Below are 10,358 nucleotides of genomic sequence, written 5' to 3'. Positions count from 1 at the left end.
CTAGACACGCTAATTACTCTTATGGGAGCTATTATGGCTCCAATTCGGTGGTATATCGTGATATAACGTGTCTGAGATTCGTTAGAATTTCAATTCGTTGTGATAACGCCTGATAAGGTCTCTCAGATTCGTTAGCGCGCCAATGGTATATGGGAAGTCTGATGAGTTCCGAACCTAAACCGCTCTCATTCCCATACATTTGCATACATTCGCACATATTCCTACCCATTCGAATTATTTCGCTTTATCCATCCCTGTACTTCTCTCCTACTTCGATGCCAGCATCTTGGATGCCTGTCCGAATGAGATGCCGGTATAGTAGTGTTTGAGAATCTGGGTGGCGGTGTGACCCTCTTGCGCCATGCCGTTTGCTCCCCATTGGCTCATACCAACCCCATGTCCGTATCCGTACGTTGTAATCTGCACCTCGTCACCTGCGGTCTTCCAACTGAACTGGCTGGATCTTAATCCAAGCAGCTTGCGGACCTCGGGTCCGCTGAATGTTTCACCGGCGATCTGCATTTCCTTAATCCGATGTCCTTTGGTGGTAGATAATACTTCAATCCATGATCCATCCTTCTGAGCAGTAACCGGAATGGCATCCAAGTTTAGCTTCTGCAGAATCTCGTTACGCTTCATGGTGACCGTCTGCTCGAAGCCGGGTGCCAGGTGTTTATCCCAGGGACTGTCTACACTTTGCAGATATGGCACAGCGTTCCCCCACACATCTTCTGCATTCTCCGTATATCCATTACTTGTAGAGAAAAAGGAAGCTGTGATCGCTTTGCCCTGATATGTCATGACCGCATCTCGACTTTCGCGTACAGCCTGTTGCAGCTTCTCCCATTCCTTCGCCTTCCCCAGACGAGTCCATTCCGATTTCACCTGATCTGGCGGAATAAACACCTGGTGGCTGACCGTATCCGTCACATCCGCCGTACCCGATGGAACACCGCTTGTATCACTCGCAGCGAGTCTTCGTACGATAAATGTGCGAGCTGCAATGGCCTGCGCTTTTAACGCCTCCAGTCTGAATTCCGCTGGCATCTCAGCAGCCACTACGCCGGTAACATAGTCTTCCAGTGGCAGATTCATCGTTGTGCCCGTTGCAGACAGGTATACGCGTACTTGGGGTTCGGGATAGGTAACAGGAACCGCTGGCGCAGGAGCTGGGGTTCTTGTACTGCTGGCATCTGTTGGAGCAGGGATCGGCTTTGGTGATTCGCTCGCCCGCGGCCATACCAGAATTACCGGAATCAGTAATGCCATTGCCAATAAGGCAGATACAGCGGCAGCAGGTTGCCATCGCGTCGTATTGCGTCCCCATCGGGGCTTTCGTCCGAATGTCCTCATTCGGCGACGCTTCACTCGGCGGAAGTGGTCCAGCTCAATAACGGGTATATGGATGTGCTCGGTTGCCTGTCGGTTTAGCTCATCTGTCGACACCCGTCTTGGACTTGATATTTTTGCAGGCTGAGATGCAATATTCCTCAAGTTCGCTGAGGCAAGCTTGTCTTGTTCCACTCCAGCAACGGCATTCTCCTCTGGCTCTTGCATACCCGGGCGAGGGACAAGGGGTACCTTTACCTGTACACGAGCTTCTTTCATTCGAATATAACCCTCCGTTGTCTATGGCCGGTTAAGTGCCGGTCGTGTTGTTCAAATCCATAGTTTAGAGTATGAGCTGGCTCGATCTGATAGAACCTGATTTAAGAGAAACGAGGCCCTTTTCGTTCCGTTAAATTACAACCTTTCTATCGCCGTGTAGGTCTAAAAAACGTTGACTCGTCGCTGATTATAGGTGTTTATTCGAAAATGAAACTTCTTAAAAACTACGCTCTTTCAATTTGTTCAGAATCGGTACAGAATACGATGTTATGCTATACAAGTTAGGACCAGCTATTAATAGAATCAGGTATTAAATGTCTCGTTATTTTCTTGAAAATAAACACAAAAAAAGCCAAGCCGGATGGCTTAGCTTTATCATCTTTTACAACATATGTTCCGTCGCATTCGTAATCCACACAACCGTGTGACTCATATTACAGAACAGTATTCTTTTAAATCAATCCAGTGTTAAGCCAAAGTCGGTTGTACCTTAAACATAGGTACTTCTTTCTCCACTTTTTCACTAGGTACTTTGGTTGCTTCCAGCTTGGGCTCATCAACCGAAATCCGATAGATGTCAGCGCCAAGTCCGTTGAGCTTCTCAGCGAGATGTACATAGCCACGGTCGATGTGATGAACACCGCCCACTTCCGTTGTACCTTCAGCAACAAGACCTGCGATAATGAGTGCGGCACCCGCACGCAAATCGGTAGCCGTTACTTTGGCACCCTTCAGTTTGGCATTACCTGTGATGATGGACGAACGTCCTTCAACTTTGATCTCCGCATTCATCAATTGGAATTCATCCACATGCATGAATCGGTTTTCAAAAACAGTCTCTGTCACGACACTTGTTCCTTCAGATGCGAGCAAGAGTGCCATCATCTGGGATTGCATATCGGTTGGGAATCCTGGGTATGGTAATGTTTTTACATCCACAGCCTTAAGAGGACGATCTGCGATTACACGCACGCCATTCTCATCCGGTTGGATCGTTACACCCATCTCTTCAAGCTTCGCAATAACGGAGCCCAGGTGATCAGAGATCGCACCTTCAATGTACACGTCACCACCAGAGATTGCAGCAGCAGCCATATACGTACCAGCTTCTACCCGATCCGGAATAACTGTGTGTGTAACGCCTGTCAGTTTCTCCACACCTTCGATGCGGATCACTCCAGTACCAGCACCACGTACAATGGCACCCATTCCATTCAAGAAGTTGGCAAGATCCACAATTTCAGGTTCTTTTGCCGCATTCTCCAGAACAGTTACACCTTCGGCCAATGTTGCAGCCATCATAATATTTTGAGTGGCACCTACGGAAGCCACATCCAGATAAATTTTCGCGCCACGCAACCGACCTTGGCTACGAGCTTCGATATAACCTTGGCCCAAGCTGATCTCTGCGCCCATGGCTTCAAAACCTTTCAAATGCTGATCAATAGGTCGTGTACCGATGGCACATCCACCAGGAAGTGAGATTCTTGTATGACCCATTCGCGTCAACAAAGGCCCCATGACCAGGAAAGACGCCCGCATTTTACTTACCCATTCATACGGGGCTTCACAGGAAGTAAGTTTCTCCGCATTTACGGTAATCACTTCGTCCCGGTATGTAACTCCCGCTCCCAGCGATTCCAACACCTTGTTAATCGTCATCACATCGTCTAGAGGAGGCGCGTCAATAATAACGCTTTGTCCTTCTTCCCCTAAGAGAGAGGCAGCGATGATCGGAAGAACAGAATTTTTAGCGCCGCTAACTTTGACACTTCCGGTCAACCTTTTGCCACCGCGGACGATAAATTTGCTCATCATGGTTCCCTCCGCGCTTTTATTCCCTTTTCTTCATTCCGGAATACGTAAGCCCCACTATGCTAGAAAGGACTATTGCTGTGTGTGGAATTTCGACATATTTTGGCATATTGCCACAGATGTCTGTTCAGAAAAGAATTGGTTTTTATAATCGATATCAATGATACCATGTGCCGTGCATCTTGCTATTCAGCATGTAAAATCAGTGTCTTACAAGCCAGCAGAGCATCAGAGCAGACAGAGTGGGATGGTTATTAGCCGGCATCAACCGGATATCCCGTTTATAACTACAAAATAAGTGATCAATTGTGAATTCCCTAACTTCCATCATAACATTGTTGAATTGTACGATACAAGCATTTTTACATAAAACATCTCAAATTCATCCAATTTCACGTCACATTTTTTTCTTAATTTCTTTACCGACAACTCATACTCTAATTGTTAACACAATTAATCGATGTTATTCGACAATGAGCTCCTTGAAGATCCTAACAGATGATTAACCAACCATCTCAACATTAAAACAAATTCTTCAACATTTGGGTCCAAGACAAGTAGTCAATGACAAAGCCAGCAACGGCGTGCCCCAAAATGATGGCGAGCAACAAATGTAACAGTCTTCCCTGAGCACCTCGTGGCTGTCTGATGATTAAATCGAGTTTGAGATTCTGCAAAGCCCACCAAGATAACGCTATACATAACAGGGAGACGATAATTGAGACCAAGCCGTTGGTGCTCAGCGCCTGGTTCACCTGATTCGTCAGATCAGTATCCATATATTCATTACCTCCACATTTGTTGCAGCGATCAGCATATCATATGCCCAGCACCCATAACTTGTTAGTGTACTGGAATGCCTTGAGCATAACATACTGAGCGTACTGTCAGTTTTACTCCTGCCATGCAGGAATCTCCTGATGCCCAAAGGGCGAGCAGCAACAATCCGGCTGTGCATGACTATGGAATCTACTACGCAGCTTCCTGCTTCTGCTGACTCTATGGAATATAGGCTCTTTCATCATACATTGTCAATTACATTGATTTCCACTTCTAAAATATTTTAATTTTAAAATGCCGGGATTTTGTGACTAAAACGACATAAAAGAGCGCTATTTCGATATCGATTCTGTCATTTCCTCGGAAATAATTTGTATTCCTCCATGAAAAAAATGGTTCTCCTAGTGGTAAATGCGCCCACTACTTTAGTCCTACATTCTATTCAAATCCTCCTAATCGGTGAGTAATCTTCTTAAGAAACATCTGTTTAATGAAGGAATGTCATTGAATTTGAGGGCAGCTGTTTTACTATATTCGATAAAACAATTCTATTAAACAAACTCAAAAAAGCCCGGCAGACTAAGCCGCCGGGCTTCCAAGAATCGTTTATTTGCCGAATACATTGATCCGGTTAACCGCTTTTTGCAATGCAATCTCTGCACGACGGTGATCAAAGTGGTCCTGATTGCTTTGGCTTGCAAGCCGACGTTCTGCCCGCTCTTTCGCCGCACGCGCACGATCCACATCAATGCTTTCCGGGAATTCAGCACTCTCCGCGAGTACAACAACCTTATCTTTACGTACTTCAATAAACCCGCCACCGATAGCAACTTGTTTATTTTCTTTTCCGTTACGAATATAGATTGGTGCAATCTGCAAAGGTGTAACCATAGGAATATGACCAGGCAGAATGCCCAGTTCTCCTTCAATACCACGAGCCGTGATACTATCCACTTGTTCTGAATAGACCAGACGCTCAGGTGTTACAATTTCCAACAAAAAGGTGCTCAATTCCATCCCTCCTGAAACTATCCGAAGGATAGCCCACATAAGGACAATCCTGGATTCAGACTAAACCAGTGTTTTGGCTTTCTCCACTGCCTCTTCAATTGTACCAACAAAGAGGAAAGCTGCTTCCGGAAGATCATCATACTTACCTTCGAGAATCTCTTTAAAGCTGCGCACCGTTTCTTTAACCGGAACGTATTTACCCGGAATACCGTTAAATGCTTCAGCAACGTGGAATGGTTGGGACAAGAAACGTTGGATTTTACGAGCACGATATACAAGCGCTCTGTCTTCCTCACTCAACTCGTCCATACCCAAGATCGCAATGATATCTTGCAATTCATTGTAACGTGCCAAGATACGTTTAACGCCTTGAGCTACGCTGTAGTGTTCTTCACCTACAACTTCAGGGGACAAGATCCGGGAGCTGGATGCCAGCGGATCTACCGCAGGGTAGATACCCATCTCGGAAATTTTACGCTCCAGGTTCGTCGTTGCATCCAAGTGAGCAAACGTCGTTGCAGGAGCCGGGTCAGTGTAGTCATCCGCAGGCACGTAGATGGCCTGGATGGATGTTACAGAACCTTTTTTCGTTGAAGTGATACGTTCTTGCAGTTGACCCATTTCTGTTGCCAGCGTAGGTTGGTAACCTACCGCGGAAGGCATACGTCCAAGCAAGGCAGATACTTCTGAACCGGCTTGGGTGAAACGGAAGATGTTATCGATAAAGAGCAACACGTCACGGCCTTCTTCATCACGGAAGTATTCCGCCATCGTCAGACCTGTGAGGGCTACACGAAGACGTGCGCCTGGAGGCTCGTTCATTTGTCCGAAGACCATTGCTGTTTTGTTGATAACGCCGGAATCACTCATCTCGTGATACAAGTCATTACCTTCACGTGTACGCTCACCAACACCCGCGAATACAGAGATACCGCCGTGCTCTTGTGCGATGTTGTTGATCAATTCCTGAATCGTTACCGTCTTACCTACACCTGCACCACCGAAGAGGCCAATTTTACCACCTTTAGCGTAAGGTGCGAGCAAGTCGATAACTTTGATTCCTGTCTCCAGCATTTCTGCTTGGGTAGTCAGTTCATCAAATGCAGGTGCTGAACGGTGAATCGGGTTCTTGTGCTCAGCAGCTACAGCACCGCCAGTATCAATTGCTTCGCCGAGTACGTTAAATACACGACCCAGTGTTGCTTCTCCGACGGGTACAGAGATTGGCGCTCCTGTATCTAAAGCTTCCATACCACGAACAAGTCCATCCGTGGAGGACATCGCAATACAACGTACTCGGTTGTCACCCAGATGTTTCGAAGCTTCGAGTGTAAGGTTTACACTAACGCCGCTCTCACTTACTGTAGTGATCGTAATGGCATTGAGGATTTCCGGCAGACCGCCGCGATCAAACTCGACGTCAACAACCGGACCCATGATGCTCACAACGCGTCCTTTGTTCATCTTAACGTTCCCCTCCTACAAGCCTGCTACTTTTGCAAAAATAATGTACCGTTCGTTTATCTTTGCTCTGCAAGCCTTCATTAATAAAAAACGGTTAGCCTTGTGCTGCGTTGGCACCTGCCACAATTTCCGTAATCTCCTGCGTAATCGCCGCTTGACGGGCACGGTTGTAAGTCAATGACAAGTCATTAATGAGTTTGGATGCATTTTTGGTTGCATTACCCATTGCCGTCATTTTCGCGCCGAGCTCACTTGCCTTACCGTTCAGAAGTGCACCATAGATCAGCGTTTCCGCGTAACGCGGAAGCAAAACCTCCAGTACAGCTTCAGCAGACGGCTCGTATTCGTAGCTTGCCGTTGGTCCTTCCGCAGCAGTTACCTCAGGTGTTTCCATCGGAAGAAGTTTTTCTACCGTAGGAATCTGGGTCAACGCATTCACAAAGCGGTTATAACAAATGTACAATTCATCAAATTCAGCCAGTTCAAACCCATGAACAGCTTCGTGTGCGATGGATTTGATATCTGCAAATGAAGGAGAATCCGACAGATCCGTTGTTGTGGATGCCATCGCAATTTCACGACGTCTGAAGTAATCGCGTCCTTTACGTCCAATGACGAACAATTCGTAGTCATCCTGAGAGTTGTGGCGCTCTTTGAGCGTCTGATTAACCTGACGCAAAACGTTCGCATTGTATCCACCTGCAAGACCACGGTCCGATGTAATGATCAGGTAAGCTGTCTTTTTGACCGGACGGCTCTCCAGCATCGGATGCTGTATACCTTGCGTGCTTGATGCAATACTAGCTACAACTTCTTTCAGCTTCTCCGAATAAGGACGGGCTGCTTCCGCTTTTTCCTGCGCTTTACGCAGTTTTGCAGCAGCTACCATCTCCATTGCTTTGGTGATTTGCTTGGTGCTTTGTACGCTTTTAATTTGCCGCTTAATTTCGCGCATGCCTTTTGCCATGATTTCACCACCTCAAAACTTTGGCAGAGCCAAAGTTACTTCGTAAGCATCATCTTTTTTGACAGAGTCAAAGTATTACATGCAGACATGCGGAATCAGTTAGACAACTCCGCACCTGCAATCATTTATTTAGACAGAGACAGCAAAGCTCTTTCTGAACTTCTCAATTGCACCTTTCAGTGCATTTTCGTTGTCTGCAGTCAGTTCTTTAGTATCACGGATGGATGCGAGAATCTCCGGATGGCTGCTCTCCATGAACGCGAGGAACTCACGCTCGAAACGAGTAACATCACCTGTTGGAATCTCATCCAGGAATCCTTTAACCGCGGTGTATAAGCTGACAACCTGTTGTTCAACAGGCAAAGGCTGGTTAACACCTTGCTTCAGGATTTCCATCATGCGTGCACCACGATTCAGACGGGCCTGAGTCGCTTTATCCAGATCGGAACCGAACTGGGAGAACGCTTGAAGCTCACGATATTGAGCGAGGTCGAGACGCAGGGAACCTGCAACCTTTTTCATCGCTTTAATCTGAGCAGAACCACCGACACGGGATACGGAAATACCTACGTTGATCGCCGGGCGTTGTCCAGCATTGAACAAGTCAGCTTCCAGGAAGATTTGTCCGTCCGTAATGGAGATTACGTTCGTTGGAATGTATGCAGATACGTCGGAAGCTTGTGTTTCAATAAACGGAAGTGCGGTTAAAGAACCACCACCAAGTTCATCATTCAGCTTCGCAGCACGCTCCAGCAAACGGGAGTGCAGGTAGAAGACGTCACCCGGATAAGCCTCACGGCCCGGTGGACGACGAAGCAACAAGGAAAGCTCACGGTATGCAGAGGCTTGTTTGGTCAAGTCATCATAGATAACCAGAACGTGCTCGCCTTTGTACATGAAGTACTCACCCATCGAACAACCGGAATACGGTGCGATGTACAAGAGTGGTGATGGATCGGAAGCTGCTGCAGTTACAACAATCGTGTACTCCATTGCGCCTTTACGACGAAGAGTTTCCACAACTTGAGCAACCGTAGACTGTTTCTGACCAATAGCCACGTAGATACACTTCATGCCGCTACCTTTTTGGTTCAGGATCGCATCAATTGCGATGGATGTTTTACCTGTTTGACGGTCACCGATGATCAACTCACGTTGTCCACGACCGATTGGAACCATTGCATCAATGGCTTTGATACCTGTTTGCATCGGCTCATGAACCGATTTACGATCCATTACGCCTGGTGCTTTACCTTCAACTGGACGGAATTCCGTTGTAGCGATTGGCCCTTTGCCATCTACTGGAATACCGAGTGGGTTCACAACGCGTCCAATCAATGCTTCGCCTACAGGCACTTGCATGATTTGTCCAGTACGTTTCACTTGGTCGCCTTCACGAATATCGTAGTAAGGTCCCAGGATAACGACACCGACATTGCTTTCTTCCACGTTCATGGCGAGTCCCATAACACCGCTTGGGAATTCAACCAACTCGTTGGACATGACGTTCTCAAGTCCGTAAACACGAGCGATACCATCACCAACCTCGATTACCGTTCCGACTTCGACTACATCGATATCGGTCTTGTATTGTTCGATTTGGCTCTTAATTAATGTACTGATTTCTTCTGGTTTGATACTCAAGTGTCCTCACCCCAATCTACTGTACTCGTCTGTTAAAAGACTGCTCAAGACGTTCGAGCTTGCCAGCCAAGCTGCCGTCATAGATCGTATCGCCAATGGCGACTTTCAATCCGCCCAGCAGAGTCGGATCAACAATGTTCTCGATACGAATCTTTTTATTCACACGGCCTCCGAATTCACGGGCTACCGCTTCTTTTTCTTCATCATTCAATGCATAAGTTGAGTAGACACGCGCATCAGCGATGCCGAGTGACTCACCTTGGATCTTCCGATAATCATTCAGCAAATCTCCCAGCAATTCAACGCGTCCGCGTTCAATCAACAACAAGACTGTACGAAGGACTGACTCGGATACCTTACCATCAAGACTTGAGTGAAGCACGTTCTGTTTGGCTTCATCAGAAATATTAGGGGATACGATAAATTTCTCGATATCTGCATCTCCGGTCAATGCACTGACTACTGCAACCAGTTCCTGTTCAACCTCAAGCACCTGCTGTTGCTGAAGAGCAACTTCGAACAATGCTTTCGCATAACGCTTGGCAACAATCGTATCGCGGCTCATTGTCGGCCTCCTACCTCATTGAGGTATTGGTTCACAAGCTCTTCTTGTGCAGGACCGTTCTCAACTTCTTTTTTGATCAACTTGGATGCAATCTGAACGGAAGCTGTACCCAGTTCGCTGCGAAGTGCTGCGACTGCTTTGTTCTTCTCGCTCTCGATCTCGCGTACTGCATCGTCTTTCAGACGATTAGCTTCTGCTTTCGCATCAGCCAAGATCGATTCAGCTTGTTTGCCACCCGTTTGTTTGGATTGTTCAATGATGTCGTAAGCATCTTGGCGCGCTTGCTCAAGAGCTTGTTTTTGTTCCTCCACATAGGCGATGGCCTGTTCCCGAGTCTGTGCAGCCTCATTCATCTGCGTCAACACGAGTTCACGACGTTTTTCCATAATGGAGAACAAAGGACCGAAAGCATAACGGCTAAGCAGCCAATATAAAATTGCGAATGCAACAATCGCAAGAAGCGTATTTTCCCATATGAAACTCAATCTGTTCACTCCTTCCTGG

The 10,358-nt window shown here is 46.9% G+C and carries 9 protein-coding genes; all 9 read right to left on the bottom strand.

Annotation, left to right across the window (positions count from 1 at the left end):
- Positions 1 to 267: 267 nt before the first annotated feature.
- Entirely contained in the window at positions 268 to 1,608 is a 1,341-nt protein-coding gene (gene spoIID, locus OM416_RS21695) for a stage II sporulation protein D (protein ID WP_264932858.1), read from the bottom strand.
- A gap of 468 nt (positions 1,609 to 2,076) precedes the next feature.
- Positions 2,077 to 3,423, bottom strand: coding sequence for a UDP-N-acetylglucosamine 1-carboxyvinyltransferase (gene murA, locus OM416_RS21690; protein WP_264932890.1), 1,347 nt, complete (start codon positions 3,421 to 3,423; stop codon positions 2,077 to 2,079).
- A 521-nt stretch (positions 3,424 to 3,944) separates the two neighbouring features.
- Entirely contained in the window at positions 3,945 to 4,202 is a 258-nt protein-coding gene (locus OM416_RS21685; protein ID WP_076332551.1) for a DUF1146 family protein, read from the bottom strand.
- A gap of 607 nt (positions 4,203 to 4,809) precedes the next feature.
- Complete coding sequence (locus OM416_RS21680) at positions 4,810 to 5,214, bottom strand: F0F1 ATP synthase subunit epsilon (RefSeq protein WP_264932855.1); 405 nt, start codon at positions 5,212 to 5,214, stop codon at positions 4,810 to 4,812.
- Between the two features lie 60 nt (positions 5,215 to 5,274).
- Positions 5,275 to 6,678, bottom strand: a complete 1,404-nt coding sequence (gene atpD / locus OM416_RS21675; protein ID WP_047840699.1) for a F0F1 ATP synthase subunit beta — start codon at positions 6,676 to 6,678, stop codon at positions 5,275 to 5,277.
- Positions 6,679 to 6,772: 94 nt separating this feature from the next.
- On the bottom strand, positions 6,773 to 7,645 hold the full coding sequence (gene atpG / locus OM416_RS21670; RefSeq protein ID WP_036612560.1) for an ATP synthase F1 subunit gamma: 873 nt from the start codon (positions 7,643 to 7,645) through the stop codon (positions 6,773 to 6,775).
- A gap of 129 nt (positions 7,646 to 7,774) precedes the next feature.
- The gene (gene atpA, locus OM416_RS21665) at positions 7,775 to 9,289 is read right to left on the bottom strand and encodes a F0F1 ATP synthase subunit alpha (protein WP_047840700.1); all 1,515 of its coding nucleotides are present in this window, start codon (positions 9,287 to 9,289) and stop codon (positions 7,775 to 7,777) included.
- 16 nt (positions 9,290 to 9,305) lie between these two features.
- Positions 9,306 to 9,854 (bottom strand): F0F1 ATP synthase subunit delta, encoded by a 549-nt coding sequence (locus OM416_RS21660; RefSeq protein ID WP_062836964.1) that lies wholly within the window; start codon positions 9,852 to 9,854, stop codon positions 9,306 to 9,308.
- On the bottom strand, positions 9,851 to 10,339 hold the full coding sequence (gene atpF, locus OM416_RS21655) for a F0F1 ATP synthase subunit B (RefSeq protein ID WP_145324424.1): 489 nt from the start codon (positions 10,337 to 10,339) through the stop codon (positions 9,851 to 9,853). Before atpF ends, OM416_RS21660 begins: the two co-directional genes overlap by 4 nt.
- Positions 10,340 to 10,358 lie beyond the last annotated feature (19 nt).

This window comes from Paenibacillus sp. LS1, assembly GCF_026013365.1.
GTDB lineage: Bacteria > Bacillota > Bacilli > Paenibacillales > Paenibacillaceae > Paenibacillus.
This window is presented reverse-complemented; position numbering and strand designations above follow the sequence as displayed.

Excerpts from the sequence above, each read along its gene's own strand:
- spoIID (WP_264932858.1), bottom strand. The coding sequence starts at position 1,608 with ATGAAAGAAGCTCGTGTACAGGTAAAGGTACCCCTTGTCCCTCGCCCG.
- murA (WP_264932890.1), bottom strand. The coding sequence starts at position 3,423 with ATGAGCAAATTTATCGTCCGCGGTGGCAAAAGGTTGACCGGAAGTGTC.
- OM416_RS21685 (WP_076332551.1), bottom strand. The coding sequence starts at position 4,202 with ATGGATACTGATCTGACGAATCAGGTGAACCAGGCGCTGAGCACCAAC.
- atpD (WP_047840699.1), bottom strand. The coding sequence starts at position 6,678 with ATGAACAAAGGACGCGTTGTGAGCATCATGGGTCCGGTTGTTGACGTC.
- atpG (WP_036612560.1), bottom strand. The coding sequence starts at position 7,645 with ATGGCAAAAGGCATGCGCGAAATTAAGCGGCAAATTAAAAGCGTACAA.
- OM416_RS21660 (WP_062836964.1), bottom strand. The coding sequence starts at position 9,854 with ATGAGCCGCGATACGATTGTTGCCAAGCGTTATGCGAAAGCATTGTTC.